Raw genomic sequence first — 22,657 nt, forward strand, 5'->3', positions numbered from 1 at the left:
ACGAAGCGAAAGGTCGTTTAATTGATGGACAAAAGTAAGGTTATTGCCGCCTATCGGCGCGGTTTCATTACCGTTCGTGAGTGCGGGCAGATTCTCGGCATGGATGATGTGCAGCTTAAGACCCTGCTGCAGCTGGAAGCGGACCAAAAAGTCCTGCCTACGGCCAGACGGCGTGTCGGCAGTTGATCACCATCACCCGGGCCCAGAGCGGCGCCGTTTATACCCAAAAGGGTGTAGGCGGCGCTTTTTAACTTCCAGAAGGGATCTCTGCAATGAACTGACTTCCTTGTCAAAGCGGATTCCCTATACTATAATGAGCAAAGATCATCAACATTTTAGCGGTTTACAGTTTAAAAGTGTGAAGGGGGAACGCAGCATGAGTTTACGCTATTTAACAGCGGGGGAAACGCACGGCCCCCAGCTTACTGCCATTATTGAGGGATTGCCAAGCAATCTTACACTGAATTTTGAAGAGTTGAATTTCCAGTTGCAGCGCCGTCAAAAAGGATATGGTCGTGGCCGACGGATGCAAATTGAGAAAGATACCGCCAATATTGTCGGGGGTGTACGTCATGGTTACACCACAGGTGCTCCAGTTGCGCTCGTTGTAGAGAATAAGGACTGGACACACTGGAGAAATATCATGAACATCGAGCCGATTCCGGGCAACGACGAAGAGAAACGCCGGGTGAATCGCCCACGTCCAGGTCATGCGGATCTTAACGGTGGTCTGAAGTATAACCATACTGACCTACGTAATGTACTGGAGCGCTCCAGCGCACGCGAGACGGCAGCAAGAGTAGCCTGCGGTGCGGTGGCTAGACAGTTTCTGGCCGCGTTTGGCGTGAAAATTGCTGGACAGGTTATTCGAATCGGCGAGATTGAAGCGCCTGCGAACGATCTGCCAATCGATGAATTGATCGCCCGTACAGAGGAATCCTCTGTAAGAGTTGTGGATAAAGAGACAGAACAAAAAATGGAGTCCTACATAGACAAGATCAAGGAAGAAGGCGACTCCATTGGAGGCATCGTCGAGTGTATTGTTGAAGGTCTTCCTATCGGACTAGGTAGTCATGTTCAATCCGATCGCAAGCTGGATGGTGCCATTGCCGGAGCGGTAATGTCCATTAATGCGTTCAAGGGCGTAGAGATCGGCATCGGCTTTGAAGCAGGCAAGCTGCGCGGTTCGCAGGTTCATGACGAGATTGCTTACGAGGCGTCCAAAGGCTACTACCGGTCGAGCAATCGTCTGGGCGGTTTTGAAGGTGGTATGACCAACGGTATGCCAGTAGTGGTCCGCGGCGTGATGAAGCCGATCCCTACTCTCTATAAACCACTGCAAAGCGTGGATATTGATACGAAGGAGCCATTCACGGCTCAAGTAGAACGTTCGGATGCTTGCGCAGTACCGGCGGCATGTGTAGTTCTGGAGAACGTTGTAGCTTGGGAAATTGCGAAAGGCTTCCTTGACAAATTCGGTGGAGATTCCATGGAAGAAATCAAAGTCAACTACGACAACTATCTCGCCCAACTGGAGCGTTACTAGTCATGCGTAGCATCAGGGTGGAATTGGGTGAACGTTCTTATCCGATTCATATCGGCAGCGGCTTGCTGGTGGAGATTGGCGAGCGATGTACGGAGGCCGGATTCCCGGTTCGCAGCCCGCTGCTGATCGTCAGCGATTCGGAAGTAGCCCCGCGCTACCTTCCGGCATTGGAAGCTGCTCTGCGGAATTATGGCTACACTGTTGTTAGCCATGTATTTGAAGCGGGTGAAGCTTCGAAGTCGCTGAAGGTCTATGAAGAAGTCATGACCACAGCCATCCAGGCTGGGCTGGACCGCCGTTCGGCGGTGCTGGCCCTGGGTGGTGGTGTTGTTGGCGATTTGGCGGGCTTCGTGGCTGCGACCTATATGCGGGGAATTGGCTTCCTCCAGATTCCTACTACGATATTGGCGCATGACAGTAGTGTAGGCGGCAAGGTGGCAGTGAATCATCCGCTGGCGAAGAATATGATCGGTGCTTTTTATCAGCCGTCAATGGTGCTCTATGATTTGGATACGCTGGCTTCATTACCGGCACGTCAAGTCTCTTCCGGACTCGCTGAAGTAGTGAAGCATGGCCTCATTCTGGATAAGGATTTTGCCTACTGGTGCCGGGAGCATGCGGCTGAACTGCTGGCACTGCAGCCTGAAGCTCTAGGTTATGCGCTAGAACGCGGCTGTGCCATTAAGGCTCAGGTCGTGTCAACCGATGAACGTGAGCAGGGTCTGCGTGCCATTCTGAACCTTGGCCACACAATCGGTCACGCGATTGAAGCGGTTGGCGGCTATGGGGTATTCCTGCATGGGGAAGCCATTGCCATTGGAATGGCAGGTTCGGCACTTCTGGCTGTGAAGCTGGGACGTGACCAATCCATCTATGATGAGACGGTCTCCATGCTGACGTCGCTTGGACTTCCGGTCACTCTTCCTGCCGAGTACAGTGAGGACGAGCTGATGGAAGCCATGATGCATGATAAGAAATTCAAGGAAGGCCGAATGACCTTTATCGTACCGGATGAGATCGGAGCGGTCAGTATTGTTGATGATGTGCAGGCATCGCTGGTACGCGAGGTTATTGCACAGCTCAAGAAGGAGGGAAGCCCGTGGTAAACCGGGGAATTCGCGGAGCAACAACCGTGACGGGCAATGAAGAAGCAGAGATTCTGCGGGAGACCGTTGTGCTGTTGCGGGAGATCGTAGAGCGCAATGATGTTATTGCCGAGGATATTTGCAGTGTCTGGATAACCATGACTGAGGACCTGGATGCTACATTTCCGGCCCGTGCCATTCGGGAGATAGAAGGCTGGGAAATGGTGCCTCTGATGTGTGCCGTTGAGATTCCTGTCAAGGGCAGCCTGCCTCAATGTATCCGCCTGATGGTACAGGTTAATACGGAGAAGACACAACGTGAGATTCATCATGTTTATTTGAATGAAGCACGCAAGCTTCGTCCAGACCTAGCACAGAGCAAGTCATAAATTCATGATTCGGGGTTGTCAGTGACCTCTGTCATCATGTATAGTGTAGTTAGCCGAGTATAGCAGAGTTTAGTTTAGTTGAGATGAGTATAGCTGAGTTGAGTACAGGATTTTAGATGAGATTAGCTGAGAGCATAGAGTGAGGAAGATTCTTTTTTTGAGTTGTCTGATTACAGGTGAAGTGTATTCAGTGCAGCCATTTAAGGATATTTCTGCAAATGCGCTGCTGATTTGTCCTATACTTTATTTCATATACTTACTTACACAAACCTCTACTTCGGTAGAGGTTTTTTTGATTTTATAAACCAACCATTCCCTCAGGAGGTACCCAATGACGAATCCGAGTGTTGAACAAGTAGTGGCGCTGTCGCGGGACTATAATCTGATCCCTGTTGTAAAACGGCTGCTTGCCGATATGGAGACGCCGATCCGGCTCTTCCAGCGTTTTGCTTCACGTGACCACGCATTTTTGCTTGAAAGTGTGGAAGGCGGCATCCAGTGGGCCCGGTATTCCTTCATTGGCAGCGACCCGTTCTTGTTGATCTCTGGCAAAAAGGGAGTGATCGAGGTTGAGGTTGGCGGCGAGAAAAAGCACCTGAAAGGTAAACCTATAGAGGAGCTTAAGGCGCTACTTCGTTCCTACCGTAGTCCCAAGCTGCCGGAGATGCCCCCGTTTACGGGTGGCGCAATCGGATTCTTCGGATATGATCTGCTGCAATATTATGAGAAGCTCTCCCCACATGCCAACGATGATCTGAAGATGGATGATATCCGCTTTATGTTTTGCGACCGGATTATTGTGTTCGATCATGTGAAGCAGCAGCTTCTGCTGATTGGCAATCTGCATATCAAGGACGGCGACACCGATGCAGACATTCGCGCCAATTACGAGACCCTTAGTGCGGGGCTGGAGGAGATGGCCGAAGAATTACAGAAAGAAGGGCCCAAGGAGAACGTCAACAAACGCAGTCTTCCAGAAGACATTGAGCTCGGGGATATCCACTCGAATCTGACGAAGGAACAGTATATGAACAATGTGGAGCAGGCTAAGGAATATATCCGGGCTGGGGATATTTTTCAAGTGGTGCTGTCCCAACGGCTGCATATTGAAACTGAGGTCTCACCGCTTCATGTCTATCGACTACTGAGAACATTGAACCCTTCACCTTATATGTATTATTTGAAAATGGATGAGGAGATCATCGTCGGCACCTCGCCAGAGGCGCTGGTCAAAGTAGACGGTAGCCGGGTGGAGACGCGGCCGATCGCCGGAACTCGTCCCAGAGGCCAGAATGAAGCTGCGGACCGTGCGCTGGCTGCTGAATTGCTGGAGGATGAAAAAGAGCGCGCCGAGCACCTGATGCTCGTCGATCTTGGACGCAACGATCTCGGCCGGGTCTCAAAATTCGGCACTGTAAAATGTGATTCATTCATGGAGATTGAGAAATACTCACATGTCATGCATATGGTCTCCGGGGTGTCAGGCACATTGGCCGATGATAAGGATTTCTTCGATGCCTTCCTGTCCTGCTTGCCAGCGGGCACGGTCTCCGGTGCACCGAAGCTGCGGGCGATGGAAATTATCGCAGAGCTGGAACAGGAAGCGCGGGGGGCTTATGCAGGCGCTATAGGTTATCTCGGATTTTCCGGTAACATGGACTCCTGCATCACAATTCGCACAATTATTTTCCGTGAAGGCAGAGCCTATGTGCAGGCCGGGGCCGGGGTTGTGTGGGATTCGGTTCCCGAGAAGGAGTACGAAGAAACAATGAACAAGGCGAAAGGTATGCTGAAGGCGATCCGGATGGCAGAAGCGATGTTTCCGGCTCAGGTCCAAGAGAAACAGGTAATCAATCAGGATTACATGTATGAATATACCCCTTGATAGAATCATTCAACTGAACAGGAGGAAGAGAGCATGGAAGCAACGAAATTGATACAATCGGGACTCGCCGGTTTGATCGAAGGCAAGGATCTTTCCCGCAGCGAGGCGCGGGACATTATGGGCGCGATTATGGACGGCAAGGCATCTTCTGCGCAGATTGGCGCCCTGCTGACCGCGCTGCGGATCAAAGGGGAGACCGTAGATGAAATTACTGGGTTCGCGGAAGCGATGCGTGGATTCGGTACGCATGTATCCACAGAGAGCGCTCGCCTGCTAGACACTTGCGGCACAGGCGGCTCCGGTATTCATAAGTTTAACATTTCCACAGTCTCGGCGATTATTTCGGCAGCAGCGTCGGTACGGGTCGCCAAGCACGGCAACCGTTCCGCCTCAGGGCGCGCGGGCAGTGCTGATGTGCTAGAGGCTCTGGGTGTTAATATCCATCTCAATGCCGAGCAGGCACGTCAATGTCTGGACAGCATCGGCATTTGCTTCCTGTTCGCACAGATCTATCATCCCTCCATGCGGCATGCTGCGGCACCGCGTCGTGAGCTGGGTGTTCGTACAGTATTCAACATGCTGGGGCCGTTGACCAACCCCGCCGGGGCGGACCGCCAGCTTCTTGGTATCTATGACCGCAGCAAAACAGCAACTGTAGCGACTGTCCTGAAGGAGCTTGGCTCCAAGCGAGCGATGGTTGTCAGCAGCCTGGATGGTCTGGATGAGATCAGTATCTCGGCACCGACATTGGTGTCAGAACTGAAGAACGGTGTAGTGAGCACCTATGAGGTGACACCACAGGAGCTGGGCCTCACGATGCATCCACTGGAAGACGTACTGGGCGGTGATGCAGCTGAGAATGCGGCAATTATTACATCGGTACTGCAAGGCCAAGTCAGCCCGTATCGGGATATCGTTCTGGCGAATGCGGGAGCCTGTATCTATGTAGCAGGTCTTGCCGATACGCTGGCCGGGGGCGTAGAGAAAGCTAAGGCAGTAGTGGATTCGGGGCAGGCATTATCCAAGCTGAAACAGCTTGTAGCGATGACGGAGGAGCTTAACTATGTATCTTGATAAAATTGTTGCCACCAAGATTAAAGAAGTAGAGACGCTGGCGGCCAGCTTTTCGCTAGCCCAGGCTGAACGTGATATTGCAGCATTGCCGGGAACGAGAGGCTTCCGTGAAGCCCTGGTAAGCCGCAGGAACAGAGGAATGGGATTGATCGCCGAAGTGAAAAAGGCGTCGCCCTCCAAGGGATTGATCCGTGCCGATTTCGACCCTGTTGCCATTGCCAGGGGCTATGAAGCAGGAGGCGCGGATTGCTTATCCGTGCTGACGGACAAGGAATATTTTCAAGGTAGCGGTGCGTATCTGCAACAGGTTCGCGAAGCCGTCGGACTGCCGCTGCTGCGCAAGGATTTTATTATTGATGAGAAGCAAATCTATGAAGCCCGCCTGCTTGGTGCGGATGCAGTGCTGCTGATTGCGGCCATTCTTACACCGGCAGCGCTGGCTTCATTCACAGATACGGCCGGTAGTCTTGGTCTCGATGTGCTAATTGAGGTGCATGATCGAACCGAGCTTGCGACTGTATTGGATACTGGAAAAGGAACGGCCTCACATGTGCTGCTGGGGATTAATAATCGCAATCTGCGGACGTTCGAGACTTCGCTTACTACCACAGCGGAACTGGTCAGAGAAATCCCGGCGGGTGTGCCGATAATTAGCGAGAGCGGGATTGCCGGGCCTGCAGATATCGCCTATTTAGGTACAACAGGGGCGCAGGGTGTGTTGGTCGGAGAGTACTTGATGCGCCAGCCGGATGTAGAGACTGCCGTGAATATTTTGCTCGGTCCTCTCCCCGAAGGAAAGGGCCGTGTCCGTCATGGCTGAGACAAAGGTAAAAATCTGTGGACTTCAGGACGTTGAAGTGCTAAAATCTATGGAGCGCTTGCCTTTGGATTATATCGGATTCGTCTTTGCTCCCAGTCGTCGAAACGTGACACGGGAAAAAGCCGCAGAGCTGGTCTCTGAGCTGCGGAATTGGAAGACCGGCAGCATTCCCAAGGCTGCCGGTGTCTTTGTCAACCCTGAGCTGGCAGAGCTCAGAGCGTTGCTTGATGATGTGCAACTGGATGTCATTCAGCTGCACGGAAACGAGAGCCCGGAGTTTTGCCAGGCGGTGAAGCTTGCTTTTCCTGGAGCCCAGGTATGGAAGGCACTATCGGTACAGGAGACAGACAGTGCTGCTGCCGGAAAGGGTCCAGCTTCTCTTGAATTATACGCAGGGAGTGTGGATGCGCTCCTGCTCGATACCTATGATCCCCTGCAGAGTGGAGGCTCCGGCCGTACCTTTGCCTGGGAACTGATTCCGGCTTACCGTGAAGCAGCTGCTGCACATGGATTGCCGCTGTTTGTCGCTGGCGGGCTTCATCCCGGCAATGTTGGGGAACTGCTGGAGCAATACGCACCAGACGGCGTAGACGTCTCCAGTGGTGTAGAGAGCGACGGCATCAAGGATATTATCAAAATGACCGCTTTTGTGGAAAGGGTGAAGCAATCATGACACAGGTACCGGACCAGCATGGACGTTTCGGTTCTTTCGGGGGCCGCTTCGTACCCGAGACTTTGATGAACGCACTGATTGAGCTGGAGGAAGCCTACCGCAAGCATTCGGCAGACCCTGCTTTTCAGGAAGAAATAGATTATCTGCTTAAGCAATACTCCGGGCGTGAGACTCCGCTGTATTACGCGGAACGCCTTAGCAAGCATCTGGGTGAAGCGAAAATCTATCTGAAGCGGGAAGACCTGAACCACACCGGCGCGCATAAGATCAACAACGCTATCGGTCAAGGGATTCTGGCCAAAAAGATGGGGAAAACAAAGGTGATCGCCGAGACAGGCGCAGGTCAGCATGGTGTTGCTACCGCGACTGTGGCAGCGCTGCTCGGGATGGAGTGCAAGGTATTCATGGGTGAAGAGGATACTCGCCGCCAAGCCTTGAATGTGTTCCGTATGAAGCTGCTCGGCGCAGAGGTCATTCCCGTAACCTCTGGCACACGCACGCTCAAAGATGCCGGTAACGAAGCACTACGCTACTGGGTCAGCCATGTGGATGATACGTTCTACGTACTGGGTTCAGCAGTAGGGCCGCACCCATATCCGATGATGGTTCGTAACTTCCAACGAGTGATTGGAGATGAGACCCGCCGCCAGATTCTAGAGGCTGAAGGCCGTCTGCCGGATCTCTTGATCGCGGCAGTCGGAGGAGGCAGCAATGCCATTGGCATGTTCTATCCTTTTGTAAAAGATGAGAATGTAGGAATGATCGGTGTTGAAGCAGCGGGTAAAGGGGTGGACACGCCTTATCATGCAGCTACTATGAGCAAGGGAACCCAAGGGGTCTTCCAGGGCTCCATGAGCTATCTGCTACAGGATGAATATGGTCAGGTGCAGGAAGCCCACTCCATATCGGCAGGTCTGGATTATCCGGGAGTCGGACCAGAGCACTCCTATCTGAAGGATATTAAGCGTGCGCAGTATGTGCCGATTACCGATGCCGAAGCGCTGGATGCGCTGAAGCTGCTGTCTGTTACGGAAGGCATCATTCCTGCCCTGGAGTCGGCTCATGCCATTGCCCAGGCCGTGAAGATTGCACCGACCCTGACGAAGGATGATATCGTGGTCATCTGCTTGTCTGGACGTGGCGATAAGGATGTAGAATCGATAATGGCGTACACGGAAGGGGCAGAAAAAGCATGACAACCGAAACAACGAACCGGATGGATCTGGTGTTCCGGAAGCTGAAGGCAGAGGGACGTACGGCGCTGATTCCTTTTCTTACCGTTGGTGACCCCGATCTGGAGACGACATTAGCCATTATCGCTGAGCTGGAAGCTGCAGGAGCCGACATTTTGGAGCTGGGCGTTCCATATTCCGATCCGCTTGCGGACGGTCCGGTCATCCAGCGGGCCTCCACACGGGCACTGCGCGGACAGGTTAATATCCGCATCTGTATGGAGACCGCGCTCAAAGCGCGTCAAGCCGGCAGCCAGCTGCCGTTCATTTTGTTCACCTACTACAATCCCGTTCTGCAAATGGGCCTCGATACCTTTTTTGCCGAGCTTAACGCTTATGAAATCAGTGGCCTGATTATTCCCGATCTGCCTATCGAGGAAGCGGAGGATATGCGCAACCGCAGTCGTGAAGCCGGGATTAATCTCATACCATTGGTGGCTCCAACCTCCAGTGAGCGTATTGCTCGAATCGTGAATGGGGCCAGCGGTTTCGTGTATTGTGTATCCTCGCTGGGCGTTACAGGGGAACGCTCCTCTTTTCATGAAGGCGTCGATGCCTTTATCCAATCCGTACGACAAGCGACAGATCTTCCGGTTGCTGTGGGATTTGGGATCTCGACTGGTGAGCAGGTAGCTCGCTTCGCCAAGATTTGCGACGGAGTTGTGGTGGGGAGTGCCATCGTCCGCAAAGTGGAGGATGTGATTCCACTACTGGATAACCCTTCCACACGCCAGGAGGGGCTGTTGCAAATTCGCGAATTTGTGGCACAATTAAAACCATAACTACAATTTGGAGAGCGAGGAAGGGTTCATGAATCCTAAACCGAATATCGTAGACTTGCCAGTCTACAAACCAGGGAAACCTATTGAAGATGTTAAAAGAGAGCTTGGCTTAGAAGAAGTTATCAAGCTGGCTTCGAACGAGAATCCTTACGGGGCTTCACCAAGCGCGAAAGCCGCTATTATCAAGGAACTGGACAATCTGTATCTTTACCCGGACGGGTCGGCTGTTGAATTGACAACTGCGCTGGCTGCTCATCTTGGTGTGAAGAATGACAATATTATTTTTGGCTGTGGCTCTGACGAAATCATCGCATTGATCACTCGTGCATTCCTCTTGCCTGGTGATGAGACGATCATGGCTGATCAGACCTTCTCTGTCTATAAGAGCAATGCGGACATCGAAAGCGCGATTACAATCGAAGTGCCGCTGATCGACGGAACGCATGATCTGGACGGTATCCTGGCCCGTGTTACGGACCGCACCAAGATCATCTGGATCTGTAACCCAAATAACCCTACAGGAACGATTGTAGCGCATGATGCTCTGCTTGCATTCCTGGATGCCGTGCCTGCACATGTTATGGTTGTGCTCGATGAGGCTTACTGTGAGTATGTAACTGATCCCTCCTACACGGACGGCATCAAGCTGCTTGGTACCTACCCTAACCTTGTAGTGCTGCGTACTTTCTCCAAAATCTACGGATTGGCCGCCCTGCGGATTGGCTATGGTGTTGCCAGCCCGACTATCATTTCGTTGATCAACAAAGTGCGCGAGCCATTCAATACGACCCGTGTCTCTCAGGCAGCAGCGTTGGCTGCTCTGCAGGATCAGGACTATGTACAAGAATGTCGTCGTCTTAACCGTGAGGGCATTGTACAGCTTCAAGGAGAGTTTGAACGTCTTGGACTGAAGTCTTTCCCGGCGCATGGTAATTTCATTATGGTGGATGTGCGTAAGCCTGGGACGGAGATCTTTGATGCGTTACTTCGCAAAGGGGTCATCATCAGAGCAGGTCATCAAGTGTATCCAACTTACATTCGTGCTACGGTGGGTTCCACTGAGCAGAATAAAGCCCTAATCGCTGCACTCGAAGCAGTGTTGTCCGAGCAGGGTGTGCTGGCATAACGGGATACAAATGAACTGAAATCACAGAAGGCAGGTAGTTCAAAGAACATGACGACAAAAATAGCAATATTCGGTGTCGGTCTGATCGGAGGCTCTCTGGCCCTTTGCTTTAAAGGCAAGGAGGGCCTGACCGTTGTAGGCCATGCCCACCGTCCTGAACTCGTTCAGAAATACATTAGCAGAGGCGTGGTCGATCATGCCACGCTTTCTGTCGAGGAAGCGGCACTTGATGCCGATTTTATTTTCTTATGTGTGCCTGTAGGACTGCTGGAGGAATATCTTATTCAGCTCAGTAAGCTCCCGCTGAAGCCAGGCTGCATCATCACGGATGTTGGCAGCACCAAAGCCAGCATCTCCGCATGTGCGCTCACGCTTGATTTGCCGGATGTGCATTTTATTGGTGGGCATCCGATGGCAGGCTCCGAGCGTTCCGGGGTGGAAGCAGCCTCTTCACTCTTGTTCGAGAACGCCTACTATGTGCTAACACCTCCACCTGATGTACCAGAGGAGGCCTATAATGCACTATCATCTCTGCTTTTACATACGAAAGCACAGATTGTAAGGCTGGACCCCGAGCACCACGACGAGATCGTTGGTGCGATTAGCCATCTGCCGCACATCATAGCTGTAGCGTTGGTGAACCAGATTCATGCCTACGACAATAAGGATTCGCTCTACAGCACACTGGCTGCGGGTGGCTTCCGTGATATTACACGGATCGCTTCCAGTGATCCCGTGATCTGGCGTGATATTCTGCTCAACAACCGTTCCGTGATGCTGCGCCTGTTGAAGGACTGGAACCAGGAGGTCGATGCTTTTATCACCTTGCTGGAGGCTGGGGATGGAACTGGGATTGAACAGGCTTTCCACGAAGCGAACAGTTTCCGCAGCCAGCTTCCGGAGCGGCGTAAGGGCATGATCACGCCGTTGTTCGACCTTCATATTGATGTTCCGGACCATCCGGGTATTATCGGACGGATTGCGACTGAACTGGGCGATCAGGGCATCAACCTCAGCAACGTGCAGATTATTGAGAGCCGGGAAGATGTTCCCGGAATCATGCGTCTGTCCTTCCGTCAGGAGACGGACATGGAGCGAGCCAAGATCCTGCTGCAGCAAAAAGACTATACGGTATATGTGTAAAAGCCGGGGCGTGATGCCCCGGCTTTTTTTCGATTAAAACTCTGGAACGCTGTGTATGAAACACTTGTGTGCGAGCTCTGGTGGCAGGGAACATTGATGTGTGTACCTTGGAGTGATGCGTAGACTCTGGTATGTGAAACTCTGCTATGTGTAACTCTGGTATGTGTAGACTCTGGTAGGTGAAACTCTGGTACGTGAAACTCTGCTATATAAAACTCATGTGTGCGAGCTCTGATGTGCGAATTCTGGTGTGTGATCTCGGGAGAGGAACTCTGGAGTGCGAACTCAAGTGCGTGGACTCAGTTGAGTAAATTCGGATGTGAGAAGCTCAGGTGTGTGAATTCGGGAATGAGAAGCTCAGGTGTACGAACTCAGATGTGTGAACCCTGATATGCAAACTCAAGGAACAATCTCAGTTGAGCGACTTTGGTTTATGGACCCGGATGTGTAAACCTGATAAGTTTCTCTGATGTGTACTCTAGTTTATGAACACTAGTGTGTGTGCTGTGGTGTATTCATTCTGCTGTATGAAATCTGGTATTCAAAACCTCCTGCTCAAAATTGTTGCAACACTGCCGTGTACCACACTATGAAGATTAATAACAGGAAAAGTTCCAGTTAAATTTGCCTCTTGATCACTTTTGGATAAATTAACAGGAAAAACTCCAGTTAATAGGCGACGTTGTTGGCTTTTTGCCAAATAGGAGGCTGAATAACAGGAGAAAATCCTGTTATTTAAAGCAAAAGGGAAGCAGCACCCAAAATAACGGGAGAAAATCCCGTTACTGGACCACAATGCAAATCACAAGCCGCCAGCTAGAGGCAACAAGCAATAAGCAACAAGCAATAAGCAATAAGCGATAAGCGATAAGCGATAAGCGTAATCATTTTACCAACCACGTAACCACGAGCGACCAGTCACCAACTGTGAGCTACCGGGAACGACGAGTCACAAGCACAAGCGTCATTATTCACCAACTGTGAACCACCAGGGATGGGCCAGCAGCATGATCGATGAGTCACAACCACCAACCACGTAACCACGAGCAACCAGTCACAACAACAACCCAATGCCAATCCTTACTAAAAATAGACAAAAAAAAGACCGCTTACATTATAAGCGGTTACAGTTCACAAAGAAATTTGGAACCGTGCAGTTTTGGATAGGAGTGGAGAGAAACCATACTGTACTTTTATTATATTGTATCCGTTTACATTCTGTCAACACTTTATTTGAATAATTTGCTTGCTGCGGGATATTATTGTTTTTTGGCGTTAAGGATTTCGAGCTAACAATTTATGTGAACTTTAATAAACTAATCTTCTATCTTTGTTATTTGCATTATGGGAGGTGAGAGTGCGACGTTTTTCCCAAAGCCAAGTCTATTAATGTAATCCTATGTAGATGTGTGGTACAATAGGAAAGTATTTTTGGAGATTGCTAGTTTCGTGATGTCGTCAATGTCCGGTAGCCGGGATTTTTTTACTGTGCTGCAACAGATACATGCCTTAATCTTTGGGTATGTGAATATACATAGAAGTGTTGTTCGTCAGGCAATTCATTTTTTTCAGTACCACCGCAACTTTTCAAGCCCTGCCCGGTAATAATATGTAGTGCTCGGGACGGGAAAGACGTGGAAGGCGAGGAGGCCGAAACTCACCATGACGGATTCCCAGTTGATCCAGCAAATCAAGCAAGGAAATACAGAATTATATTCGGAATTGATGCGGCGTTACCAGCGCAAGATTTTGGCGTTTGTGTACCATATGCTGAAGAATTCCCATATGGAGCTGATCGCGGAGGATCTATGCTCGGAGACCTTTTACAAGGCGTTCCGCAGTTTGCACTCCTTCCGGGAAGTAGATGCATCTTTTTCGACCTGGTTATATACGATCGCCCGTAATACGGTGCTCAGTGAACTTCGTAAGAACCGTGCAGGTAACGTATCCCTCGAGGAGAGTGGATATACGCCTGTAGCACCACTAGAGGTGGCCCCGGAGCAGGCTGCACTCCGCAAAGAACGGATGAACCTGGTGCGTGAAGCTATTAACAATCTTCCTGAGAAGCAGCGATCCGCGCTGATTCTGCGTGAATACGATCAGATGGACTATCAGGAAATTGCCGTAATTCTCGATCAGAGTGTCAGCTCCGTGAAATCATTATTGTTCCGTGCCAGGAGCAGTGTGAAGCTCCAACTCGAATCCTATTTCTATGAGCCTGTTTACGATGAGGAGCAGGTTGAGAGGATGTAAGGTCAATGGACTGCAGGGAAGCGCAAGAAAGTATCCCCTCTTTATGGGACGCTCCCCGCAACGACCCACAGCGCAAATTGCTTGAGAAGCATATCGAGAGTTGTCCTTACTGCGCGGCCGAATGGGCGTTGTGGCAGGAGAGTAGCCAGTTGATTTATGAGTTGCAAGAGGAAGTGAGCGACGAACGTGCAGAAGCAATAAATGCAAAGGTTATGGAGCGAATTTACCTGGAAAGTCCTTGGCTTATGCCGGGTGATGGCAAATCAGCAGGGAATTCCACAATTTTTCGCCACCGGATCAGCCTTTGGATTGCCTGTTTTTTGGCGGTGTTTATTTGCAGCTTCCTTTACTTTACGTTGTTCAAGACACCGAGTAATACCATGTCTGCGCAGAGTGGTATTGTGGAGACTGGCATTGCCGGCGTTTCTATGGATTGGCAGTCGACTTATCCTGGAATGACCTCCGAAGGTGGAATTATTGAGCCTTTTGTAGTAAGTATGGGACCTACACACCCGCAATATTGGATGCTGCTGTCCATGCTTGGTGTCGGGCTGTCAGTATTCTCGTTGACCCGTCTGAATCGCTACCGCAGACAATGAAGAGATCCCTTTACATCTGTAAAGAGGATCTTTTTGTTTTTATGCAACATACTCCATAATTCCTCCCTGCTCTTTGAAAAAGAAGACTTTTGCTTGTTTCCGTGGTACATTTAGAAGCAATACATTAAGGAAAGGGTGATACGGATGCTACTGGGCTTGGTACGGCACGGGCTGACAGATTGGAATGCGGCTGGTAAAATACAGGGACAGACTGATATTCCGCTGAATGATGAGGGGAAAATGCAGGCAGACATGCTCGGAGAACGACTGTTGCAGGAGCCTTATCACTGGGATTATTGTATCACTAGCAATTTGTCCCGAGCCTCAGAAACCGGAAGTATTGTTGCCGGGAAGCTCGGCATTCCACTGCTTGAAGGGGATGGACGAATCAGGGAGCGGGCTTACGGACTGGTAGAAGGACTGACTTCGGCGGAGCGTGAAGCGAAGTGGGGTAAGGATTGGAACACGCTTGATCTAGGACAGGAGACGGATGAGCAGTTACAGGCGCGTGCTCTTGATTTTATTAAAGATATTTCCGCTCGATATCCGGACAAGAACATTCTGGTCATCTCACACGGCGGATTCTTGGCCCAACTGTACATTGCTTTATATAAGGATAAATATGTGGAACGGATCGGTAACCTGTCACTGACTATTCTAGAGAAGAAGGGACAGGATTGGAACCCGCTGTTGTACAATTGTTCGCGTCATATCTTGCAAAACCAGCGTTAACCCGACCATTCGGGTTATTTTTTTTGCGTGAAAAGGAATAAAAAGGGCATTAAATCCCATAATGGTAGTAAAACGGTGAGGCGATAAAACATGAATCTGGCGGATATGCTCACTTACGCAGATATTGGTCAGCTAACCGCCATTGCGGGACGCTATCAATGCCAATGCAAGCAGAATTCTAAGCATGATTTGATCCAAAGTATCTTGGTTACGTTGGGAAGCCGGGATTTTCTGGAGTCTTATATCCAGGGGAGCAGTCCGCAAGAATTACGTTTCTTGAACACGCTGTTGTTCGATGGGCGCAGCCACTTCAGTCTAGAGGATTTGTTGGCGGCAGCGAGGCAAGCATCATTTGATGCTCCTTCAGAAAAGCAAGGGAATTACCGGGAACTGGTATCACGCTTCAAAAATGGGGGCTGGCTCTTTAACGGTGCTTCACAACAGACACGGTATTTATACCAGATGCCCGGGGACTTGAAGGTACGCTTCCGGGAAGCCATGGGCCAGCACATTCTGGAGAAGGTTGAGGGGAGTCCCGAGCCTGAAGGGTACCGGAGTGAAGGTGAAATGCTGGACAGTGACCTTCTGTTGTTCCTACGGTATATCGGGGAGAACGAGCCGGAGCTAAATCAGGAAGGAGCGCTTTACAAGCGTTACCAGCAGGGGGTGATGAACGCCCTTCATATCCCGGAGCCGTTGCTGAACAAGGGAGGATGGAGGTTCGGATACGGCAGGGCAGGCGAACATTATCCGCCTAGGTTGGCGCTGCTGTATGATTACGCCCGCCATCGTCACTGGATCTCTGAGGCAGGCTTCCAACTAAGATTGACCACGGCAGGAGTGGCGGTGCTGGAAGCGGGAAAATGTGAAAGCCTGATGCAGTTATTCTCCTTTTGGTTAAGACTGTATAAAGGTGCCATACCTAATCTGCCCTCACTTGTGTACTGGATCAGTATCAGTGCAGACCGGTGGGTCAGTGTTCCTTCACTGGTCAAGGGAGTAGGCTGGCTAGTCAAGCCGTTTTACTATGATGATGCCACTTCCATTATGGAAGGGCGGATTTTGCGGATGATGGTACATCTGGGAATGCTAAGGCTTGGTGAGACTTCGGAAGGGCCAGCTGTCATGATGACATCATGGGGAACCCGGGCTGCGGCGCCCAAGAAGCTTTTGTAGCAGAAGAGAAGAGCAGAAGGAACACAGCTGGGAGGTAGGCACAGACACATTCAGCGATGTAGAAGACATAATGTTGAACGGAGCTGGAATTGGTGAATATGCTTAAGTAGGAGCCGGCTTCAATGTAACCGAAAACAAAAGAAGGACCGAACACACGGAATCTCTTAAACAGCGGAGGTGTATCGAATGGACAAAATGAAGGCTACCTATGAAGTGATGCTTGGACTTGCAGCAGAAATGGTGTGGGACGAAGCGCTGCGAAAGCGGCGTACCGACATCTTGTACCGGGAGATTGACACGGCGCTGGCTGCGGGGGACGAGATTGCTTTCCGGAATCTGACCGCAGAGCTGAAAAACCTGGCTTAAGGATCTTATACATTTTCAGGACCCGCAAAGTACCTGAGAAAAAAATCAAGGCATCAGCCTCTCCCAGTGGGGCTGTTTTGGGATATCAGGACGTAAGGTGCTTAAATAGGCCGGATGTCCTGATATTTCTGTTGAGGTGGCTTTATAGAATCAAAGGTAGACGATCATCTCACATGTTCACTATAATAGGTCCTGTATAATTCCGATTTGGTTCTATCATAACGACAAAGGAGAGGAACAGGATGAAATTTAGTGATTTTAACCCCGCAGACTGGAAAGAAAATGGGGAATTCTATGATACTTGTCTGATTCCTTTCACCGGTTTACAGGGTACAGAGAGCCCTGTTGAGACAGCTGCGGCGCTTGAAAGACTGCGTGATTTTATGGACATTGTTGAGATTCCATTTCGTGGCCGAATTGTGACGTATCCCGCTTTGCAGTACATGGGTGCTGGTTATAAGGGTTTAATTAATGAGCTTTGTCATAAAGTCAAATCCAGTGGCTTCCAGTATGCGATTGTGCTGACTGTGGATGTGAACCTGTCTGGTCATGAAATTATTGAAAGCGATTTAGTTCTTGCCCTGCCTAATATTGAGGTGCCTCAAGGAGGACATCTGAATAGCGTTGTGAGGGACAAAATCCAGGCAATGTGGCAGAAATAAAAGAGGTTTAAATGTGACGAAAAATCAACAATTTATAGATTTATGCCCTATTCGGCTTGTCACAAAATAGACAATATTCTTGACGGGTTTTGGAGCCTGGGCTATGATTAGGTTGAACTTATGTGACATGTGATCTTATTCCTTGAAAACGAATTTAGCAATAAAGAAGCAAAATAACTGAAGCGCTTTTATTTCCAAAATAGGCATCCATATTCGGTCCGGCCTCATAATCTTACGGCGATATACATTTTCATATATATTGAAAAAGGGGGTTATATTGCAATATGAGTAGCTATAATGAGCAACAGGAGACCTGGCCCGACCCACCACCCAGCCGTAAAGAGATGTCACGCAGGCAGTTTTTAACGTACACGCTCGGCGGTGCCACTGCTTTTATGGGAGTGGGTGCGATTCTTCCTATGATCCGTTTTGCGGCGGACCCGATACTACATAAGAAAGGCGCAGGGGAGTTCATCAAGGTTGTGGAAACCGCGAAAATCACGGATGAGCCGCAGGAATTTACATTTGAGCTTCAGCAGCAAGACGGATGGTATGCCAGTACAGCTACGCTTACGGCCTGGATCCGTAAGAATGAGCACGGAGAAATTTATGCGCTTTCACCAATTTGTAAACATTTGGGATGTACGATTGGCTGGAATAATGACAAGTCCCACCCGGATGAGTACCATTGCCCTTGCCACGGTGCGCGTTATACCAAGCTAGGCAAGAATCTGGCGGTGGCACCGAAACCTCTGGATCAATACAAGACGAAAATTGATAACGGCTGGGTATACCTCGGAGACATTGTACCGAATACCGTAGCTAACAAGGAGGCGTAGATTCCGATGTTTAAAAATGTCTATAACTGGATTGATGAACGTTTGGATATTACGCCGATCTGGAGAGATGTGGCTGACCACGAAGTTCCCGAACATGTCAATCCGGCGCATCACTTCTCGGCGTTCGTATACTGTTTTGGCGGACTTACGTTCTTCATTACAGTGATCCAAATCCTCTCTGGAATGTTCCTCACAATGTACTATGTTCCTGATATCATTAACGCTTATGCCAGTGTTGAATATTTGCAGACAAAGGTAGCATTCGGACAAATTGTACGCGGGATGCACCACTGGGGCGCAAGTCTCGTTATCGTTATGATGTTCCTTCATACCATGCGTGTGTTCTTCACCGGTTCTTATAAAGCGCCGCGCGAAATGAACTGGATCGTGGGCATGCTGATCTTCTTCGTTATGCTGGGTCTGGGTTTGACTGGCTATTTGCTGCCATGGGACAACAAGGCGTATTTCGCCACCAAGGTTACGCTGGAGATTGCCAATTCGGTTCCCGTCATGGGACCTGTGCTTAAGGAATTGATGCAGGGAGGTACGATTGTCGGCGCAGAAACGCTGACCCGCTTCTTTGCACTTCATGTATTCTTCCTTCCGGCGGTATTGCTTATTCTGCTTGTAGGACACTTTATCATGATCCGCAGACAGGGTATCTCCGGTCCGCTATAAGACAAGTACTGGATCGTGGCTTAACGGTGCTGGTGATGCGGAGCAACACTTATAAGGAGGAGTACAGATGGCACATGGAGATAACTCCAAAGAAAAGGTCGTGTATGTCGGTGATTCCCGTGTACGCAGGGGTAGCGGATTCATAACGCCGCCTGACTATACTGCTTATCCCGGTAAATCGGAAGCTTTTATCCCTAACTTTCTATTAAAAGAGTGGATGGTCGGCGTGGTGGTACTAGTCGGTATTCTGGTGCTTACCATTTCCGAGCCAGCGCCGCTGGGCTTTCCTGCAAATGCAAGCGCGACAGTCATTCCCATCCCTGACTGGTACTTCCTTTTCCTTTATCAATATTTGAAGTTGCCCTATGCTTCCGGAGATTACATTGTTCTCGGTACCCTGGGTGTGACCGGTGTAGCATTCGGCTCGTTGCTTCTGGCTCCATTCCTGGATACAGGCCGAGAGCGGCGTTTCTACCGTCGTCCGATTGCCTCCTCGCTAATGTTTCTGTCTCTTGCGGCTATAGTGTATCTAACGAACACTGCCTGGACGGAATACAAGCATGAGATGGCTGAGACGGGCCAGATTCCGGAGGATGTTCAACGTGAGGAAAAAGCGGCGGAGAACCGAGCCAAGGGCTTGCCTACCTCCAGTGCTGTTAAGGCCAAGGAGATTGCGATTGTGGACAAGGATGACCCGGCCATGGCGCTCTTTAAGCAGGCAACCTGTATATCTTGCCATGCTACTGATTTGAAGGGCGGAGCGGGTCCTTCACTCCGCGGAGTGGGGGACACCCATGACAAGGAAGCGATTCTTAAAATCATTAAGAATGGCCAGGGTGGTATGCCGCCAATGCTGGAGGCTGCAACAAATGCAGGTCTATCAGAAAAGGATGTTGACGATCTGGCCGGATGGCTTGCGAAACAAAAAAGTCAACAGTAAAATAGAGTTAACGCAAACCTGATCGTGCATGCGGTCAGGTTTTTTGTATAAATATAAGGATTCATATATTCTAAGTTATAAAACATCCTTATATTTTTCGTTGAAACGGGTACCGTTCATTAGAGGATGGCAAAGCCGTTTCTGCTTGGTCTAGCATAAAGTGCTGTCGGGAGGTTAATAGTCAGAATGTCGCAACATTGGGTTGAGAAATTGTTTAAACACCGGGGAATAATTTGGCTCTTATTTATTGTGAACCTACTCGGTACGATTTATGGGTATATGTGGTACGGCAACCAGCTGGCATACACGGTGGACCACTATCCACTTTGGCTGCTCCCAATGGTGCCTGATAGCCCAACGGCTAGCCTATTCTTTACCATAGCCCTCCTGCTGTTGTTGTATCCGCCGAAAAGTCTAAACGGGAATATTGTGCGTGGAATTGTTGAAGCGCTTGCGGTGGTTACTTCGGTGAAATATGGGATCTGGGCGGTTAGCATTATTTTTGCTGGAGGATATCTTGGGGATTCTCTAACCTGGAAGGATTGGATGTTAGTCATTTCTCATACAGGAATGGCTGTAGAGGCCTTGCTATATGCGAGATTCTTCTCGTATCGAAAAATGCTGCCCTTGGCCTTGATCTATACATTGTTCAACGATACGGTGGATTATTCCTATGGCGTATTCCCATGGTTGCCATCGGTGCTTACAGATCATGTACAGCAGGTGATGTATTTTACCTTTGCGCTCACGATCTTTAGCACAGCTGCCGCCTGGTTGTTTCATGGTAGACGAAACCGTCTCTGACGGTGCTTGGCCAAAGGCGGTGATCAAACCTCTTGCTGAGGTGTCATTTGCCAGTGTTCTATCCCTTGTCCTGCTACCATACATTTAGGGTAGGAGGGATGTCTCATGCCGCGCAGAAGGTATTGTATGTTGATTGGTCTGATATTCTGCTGGCTCGTGGCCGGGCTGTATGGAGGAACTGGAGCTGCAGCCCTAGGGACCGGAGTGGATGATTCGGGCAGAGGTACAGTGCAGAGCGTTCCGGGGGTGCCTGATGACGGCTCAGCTGTACTTGGGGCAAGGAGTGATGCACAGCAGCTGGAGCAAACGGCTGAAGCACTGTACGGGTATGTAGTGGATGGTAATGTTGCGAAGGTCCGGCAGCTAACCGAGGAAGTCTCGCGGATTTTCGTGTCCTCTTCATTTGAGGGGTTGACCTCGGTGGAAGGCATCAACGCACTGTCGGCTGTAATTATAGACCTGAAGTCTGCCATTGCCGGGGTAAAAATATCCCCTGAACGCTGGGAGTCTGCTGCCGCGCGACTGAGGCTGGCGGCTAACAGCCTGAACCATCCTCGCCAGCCGATGTGGCTTCATTACTATAAGCTGCTACGCGAAGATCTGAATGCTATGGAGCAGAGTGCTTCCGCTAGTGATTTGACGGCCTGGAAAACGTCTCTGGAGCGGTTACAGAGCAGGTATGATAATATCCGTCCGGCGGTGCTGATCTCGCGTCAGCCAGAGGTCGTGAATGCCTTCGATTCCTGGCTGTCTTACGCAGCCGGCGTGCCGTCCCAGAGCCAAAAGCCGGAACGTGCCCGGCTAATGGAGATTATCTCATACGGCCAAGATGCGGTCCGGGTAATGTTCGGCAAGGAAAAGGATGAACCTGCCCTGTCGCTCCCGCTCGCGCCAGAGGAATACGGGGCGTGGGGACTGCTAGCAGCCGGATTTATTCTAGCCGCCCTGGTCTATGTCGGCTATCGCAAATACCGTGGACAGAGCGAGGATTGGAGACCGGTATAGGGAGGTGCTTCTGGGGGTTGGGAGTGGAGATAGGGCGGTGCTTCTGGAGATTAGGGAGTCGATATAAGACGACGGTGCTTCTGGAGATTAGGGAGTCGTTATAAGATGGCGCCAGAGGAGGCTCCGCAGGTCTTTGGCAAGGTTCAGTGATGGAGTCAAACGAGTAGGATGTAGAGGATCGGCGGGTATGTTCGCCGGTCTTTTTTTACGTAAATGCACGATTTCAGCATTTTTTATACTGGGTTGTGAGCTAAGGCTCATGAAAGTTTTTTGTGCGGATGACTACAGTGAGAAAGGGCATCTTATGGTGGGGTCGTTCCTGGGCGGGGCTGAGGAGATAATGAGAGAACAACGTGCACTCCTGTCTGGACTTAGCTACGGGGGACACTGAGGGAACTAAGCGCAATTTTGTACCTTAATTTGTTGGAAATATAGTTTTAGAGGGATTTAGTGGCAAAAATGTATCTTAAATGTTGCTGAAAAGCCTTATTTAGCGAATCTCGAAGAAATTAAGGTGCAGAAATGCACTTAATCATTGAAATGATATGCTGGAGAGAAAATTAAGGTGCAATATTGCACTTATTTCCAATTTCAGATGCCTTCGACACCGTGGAATGGCTGGATTATGGACCGGAAAAAGTGTGATAGAGACTCGCTGGAGAGTATGCGCTAGAAGTTAGAAGTCTAGAATTTAAGAGTAAAGGGTGAAGAGTCAGCGGTTAGGGGGTAGAGGTTAGAGGTTTAGGAGTTAGAGGTTCAGGGGTTAGAGGTTTAGGAGTTAGAGGTTAGAGTTAGAGGTTAGAGTTAGAGGTTAGAGTTAGAGGTTAGAGGTTAGGTATTAGAAGTCA

23 protein-coding genes are annotated in these 22,657 nt (G+C 50.1%); all 23 read left to right on the forward strand.

Translation table 11 applies throughout. The features are described 5' to 3' along the window. Positions 1–24 precede the first annotated feature (24 nt). The 23 genes from AC3Y23_RS03945 (at position 25) to AC3Y23_RS04055 (ending at position 21,809) form a co-directional block, all read left to right on the forward strand. Entirely contained in the window at positions 25–186 is a 162-nt protein-coding gene (locus AC3Y23_RS03945) for a hypothetical protein (RefSeq protein ID WP_379195891.1), read from the forward strand. A 190-nt stretch (positions 187–376) separates the two neighbouring features. Continuing rightward, a complete protein-coding gene (aroC, locus tag AC3Y23_RS03950) occupies positions 377–1,546 on the forward strand; it encodes a chorismate synthase (RefSeq protein ID WP_379195893.1) in 1,170 nt (389 codons plus the stop codon). A gap of 2 nt (positions 1,547–1,548) precedes the next feature. Further along, complete coding sequence (gene aroB / locus AC3Y23_RS03955) at positions 1,549–2,652, forward strand: 3-dehydroquinate synthase (protein ID WP_379195895.1); 1,104 nt, start codon at positions 1,549–1,551, stop codon at positions 2,650–2,652. Next, complete coding sequence (gene aroH, locus AC3Y23_RS03960) at positions 2,646–3,020, forward strand: chorismate mutase (RefSeq protein ID WP_379195897.1); 375 nt, start codon at positions 2,646–2,648, stop codon at positions 3,018–3,020. The genes aroB and aroH overlap by 7 nt, the downstream gene beginning before the upstream one ends. 331 nt (positions 3,021–3,351) lie before the next feature. Continuing rightward, positions 3,352–4,905 carry an anthranilate synthase component I gene (gene trpE, locus AC3Y23_RS03965; protein WP_379195899.1) on the forward strand — a complete coding sequence of 518 codons (1,554 nt, stop codon included), beginning with the start codon at positions 3,352–3,354 and terminating at the stop codon, positions 4,903–4,905. Positions 4,906–4,938: 33 nt separating this feature from the next. Continuing rightward, complete coding sequence (gene trpD, locus AC3Y23_RS03970; RefSeq protein ID WP_379195901.1) at positions 4,939–5,979, forward strand: anthranilate phosphoribosyltransferase; 1,041 nt, start codon at positions 4,939–4,941, stop codon at positions 5,977–5,979. Further along, positions 5,969–6,799: an indole-3-glycerol phosphate synthase TrpC gene (gene trpC / locus AC3Y23_RS03975; protein WP_379195903.1), complete on the forward strand. Its 831-nt coding sequence runs from the start codon at positions 5,969–5,971 to the stop codon at positions 6,797–6,799. The genes trpD and trpC overlap by 11 nt, the downstream gene beginning before the upstream one ends. After that, positions 6,792–7,472, forward strand: coding sequence for a phosphoribosylanthranilate isomerase (locus AC3Y23_RS03980; protein WP_379195905.1), 681 nt, complete (start codon positions 6,792–6,794; stop codon positions 7,470–7,472). Before trpC ends, AC3Y23_RS03980 begins: the two co-directional genes overlap by 8 nt. Continuing rightward, entirely contained in the window at positions 7,469–8,668 is a 1,200-nt protein-coding gene (gene trpB, locus AC3Y23_RS03985) for a tryptophan synthase subunit beta (RefSeq protein ID WP_379195907.1), read from the forward strand. Before AC3Y23_RS03980 ends, trpB begins: the two co-directional genes overlap by 4 nt. Next, positions 8,665–9,486, forward strand: a complete 822-nt coding sequence (trpA, locus tag AC3Y23_RS03990) for a tryptophan synthase subunit alpha (RefSeq protein WP_379195910.1) — start codon at positions 8,665–8,667, stop codon at positions 9,484–9,486. The genes trpB and trpA overlap by 4 nt, the downstream gene beginning before the upstream one ends. A gap of 28 nt (positions 9,487–9,514) precedes the next feature. Further along, positions 9,515–10,612, forward strand: coding sequence for a histidinol-phosphate transaminase (hisC, locus tag AC3Y23_RS03995; RefSeq protein WP_379195912.1), 1,098 nt, complete (start codon positions 9,515–9,517; stop codon positions 10,610–10,612). A 48-nt stretch (positions 10,613–10,660) separates the two neighbouring features. Then, the gene (locus AC3Y23_RS04000; protein WP_379195914.1) at positions 10,661–11,755 is read left to right on the forward strand and encodes a prephenate dehydrogenase; all 1,095 of its coding nucleotides are present in this window, start codon (positions 10,661–10,663) and stop codon (positions 11,753–11,755) included. A 1,662-nt stretch (positions 11,756–13,417) separates the two neighbouring features. Continuing rightward, positions 13,418–14,008: an RNA polymerase sigma factor gene (locus AC3Y23_RS04005; protein WP_379195916.1), complete on the forward strand. Its 591-nt coding sequence runs from the start codon at positions 13,418–13,420 to the stop codon at positions 14,006–14,008. A 5-nt stretch (positions 14,009–14,013) separates the two neighbouring features. Next, positions 14,014–14,607, forward strand: coding sequence for an anti-sigma factor family protein (locus AC3Y23_RS04010; RefSeq protein ID WP_379195918.1), 594 nt, complete (start codon positions 14,014–14,016; stop codon positions 14,605–14,607). A 144-nt stretch (positions 14,608–14,751) separates the two neighbouring features. After that, complete coding sequence (locus AC3Y23_RS04015) at positions 14,752–15,339, forward strand: histidine phosphatase family protein (protein WP_379195921.1); 588 nt, start codon at positions 14,752–14,754, stop codon at positions 15,337–15,339. 90 nt (positions 15,340–15,429) lie between these two features. Beyond that, on the forward strand, positions 15,430–16,515 hold the full coding sequence (locus tag AC3Y23_RS04020) for a hypothetical protein (protein ID WP_379195923.1): 1,086 nt from the start codon (positions 15,430–15,432) through the stop codon (positions 16,513–16,515). 186 nt (positions 16,516–16,701) lie between these two features. After that, positions 16,702–16,881, forward strand: a complete 180-nt coding sequence (locus AC3Y23_RS04025) for an IDEAL domain-containing protein (RefSeq protein ID WP_379195925.1) — start codon at positions 16,702–16,704, stop codon at positions 16,879–16,881. Positions 16,882–17,123: 242 nt separating this feature from the next. After that, the gene (locus tag AC3Y23_RS04030; RefSeq protein ID WP_379195927.1) at positions 17,124–17,543 is read left to right on the forward strand and encodes a DUF2487 family protein; all 420 of its coding nucleotides are present in this window, start codon (positions 17,124–17,126) and stop codon (positions 17,541–17,543) included. Positions 17,544–17,827: 284 nt separating this feature from the next. Beyond that, positions 17,828–18,382, forward strand: coding sequence for a Rieske (2Fe-2S) protein (locus AC3Y23_RS04035; protein WP_379195929.1), 555 nt, complete (start codon positions 17,828–17,830; stop codon positions 18,380–18,382). Between the two features lie 6 nt (positions 18,383–18,388). Next, positions 18,389–19,060, forward strand: coding sequence for a menaquinol-cytochrome c reductase cytochrome b subunit (gene qcrB / locus AC3Y23_RS04040; protein ID WP_038594453.1), 672 nt, complete (start codon positions 18,389–18,391; stop codon positions 19,058–19,060). Between the two features lie 67 nt (positions 19,061–19,127). Continuing rightward, on the forward strand, positions 19,128–20,000 hold the full coding sequence (locus tag AC3Y23_RS04045; RefSeq protein ID WP_379195931.1) for a menaquinol-cytochrome c reductase cytochrome b/c subunit: 873 nt from the start codon (positions 19,128–19,130) through the stop codon (positions 19,998–20,000). Between the two features lie 186 nt (positions 20,001–20,186). Continuing rightward, entirely contained in the window at positions 20,187–20,804 is a 618-nt protein-coding gene (locus tag AC3Y23_RS04050; protein ID WP_379195933.1) for a DUF1405 domain-containing protein, read from the forward strand. 105 nt (positions 20,805–20,909) lie between these two features. Beyond that, positions 20,910–21,809, forward strand: a complete 900-nt coding sequence (locus AC3Y23_RS04055) for a sporulation protein YpjB (protein ID WP_379195935.1) — start codon at positions 20,910–20,912, stop codon at positions 21,807–21,809. The last annotated feature ends 848 nt before the right edge of the window (positions 21,810–22,657 follow it).

This window comes from Paenibacillus sp. MAHUQ-45 (genome assembly GCF_058133325.1).

Bases quoted from the DNA above. Each gene is read 5' to 3' on its own strand.
- trpE (WP_379195899.1), top strand. From the start codon at position 3,352: ATGACGAATCCGAGTGTTGAACAAGTAGTGGCGCTGTCGCGGGACTAT.
- qcrB (WP_038594453.1), top strand. From the start codon at position 18,389: ATGTTTAAAAATGTCTATAACTGGATTGATGAACGTTTGGATATTACG.
- aroC (WP_379195893.1), top strand. From the start codon at position 377: ATGAGTTTACGCTATTTAACAGCGGGGGAAACGCACGGCCCCCAGCTT.
- AC3Y23_RS04010 (WP_379195918.1), top strand. From the start codon at position 14,014: ATGGACTGCAGGGAAGCGCAAGAAAGTATCCCCTCTTTATGGGACGCT.
- trpD (WP_379195901.1), top strand. From the start codon at position 4,939: ATGGAAGCAACGAAATTGATACAATCGGGACTCGCCGGTTTGATCGAA.
- trpB (WP_379195907.1), top strand. From the start codon at position 7,469: ATGACACAGGTACCGGACCAGCATGGACGTTTCGGTTCTTTCGGGGGC.
- AC3Y23_RS03980 (WP_379195905.1), top strand. From the start codon at position 6,792: ATGGCTGAGACAAAGGTAAAAATCTGTGGACTTCAGGACGTTGAAGTG.
- aroB (WP_379195895.1), top strand. From the start codon at position 1,549: ATGCGTAGCATCAGGGTGGAATTGGGTGAACGTTCTTATCCGATTCAT.
- AC3Y23_RS04025 (WP_379195925.1), top strand. From the start codon at position 16,702: ATGGACAAAATGAAGGCTACCTATGAAGTGATGCTTGGACTTGCAGCA.
- trpA (WP_379195910.1), top strand. From the start codon at position 8,665: ATGACAACCGAAACAACGAACCGGATGGATCTGGTGTTCCGGAAGCTG.
- AC3Y23_RS03945 (WP_379195891.1), top strand. From the start codon at position 25: ATGGACAAAAGTAAGGTTATTGCCGCCTATCGGCGCGGTTTCATTACC.
- AC3Y23_RS04030 (WP_379195927.1), top strand. From the start codon at position 17,124: ATGAAATTTAGTGATTTTAACCCCGCAGACTGGAAAGAAAATGGGGAA.
- AC3Y23_RS04015 (WP_379195921.1), top strand. From the start codon at position 14,752: ATGCTACTGGGCTTGGTACGGCACGGGCTGACAGATTGGAATGCGGCT.
- AC3Y23_RS04005 (WP_379195916.1), top strand. From the start codon at position 13,418: ATGACGGATTCCCAGTTGATCCAGCAAATCAAGCAAGGAAATACAGAA.
- trpC (WP_379195903.1), top strand. From the start codon at position 5,969: ATGTATCTTGATAAAATTGTTGCCACCAAGATTAAAGAAGTAGAGACG.
- AC3Y23_RS04050 (WP_379195933.1), top strand. From the start codon at position 20,187: ATGTCGCAACATTGGGTTGAGAAATTGTTTAAACACCGGGGAATAATT.
- AC3Y23_RS04035 (WP_379195929.1), top strand. From the start codon at position 17,828: ATGAGTAGCTATAATGAGCAACAGGAGACCTGGCCCGACCCACCACCC.
- hisC (WP_379195912.1), top strand. From the start codon at position 9,515: ATGAATCCTAAACCGAATATCGTAGACTTGCCAGTCTACAAACCAGGG.
- AC3Y23_RS04020 (WP_379195923.1), top strand. From the start codon at position 15,430: ATGAATCTGGCGGATATGCTCACTTACGCAGATATTGGTCAGCTAACC.
- AC3Y23_RS04045 (WP_379195931.1), top strand. From the start codon at position 19,128: ATGGCACATGGAGATAACTCCAAAGAAAAGGTCGTGTATGTCGGTGAT.
- AC3Y23_RS04000 (WP_379195914.1), top strand. From the start codon at position 10,661: ATGACGACAAAAATAGCAATATTCGGTGTCGGTCTGATCGGAGGCTCT.
- AC3Y23_RS04055 (WP_379195935.1), top strand. From the start codon at position 20,910: ATGCCGCGCAGAAGGTATTGTATGTTGATTGGTCTGATATTCTGCTGG.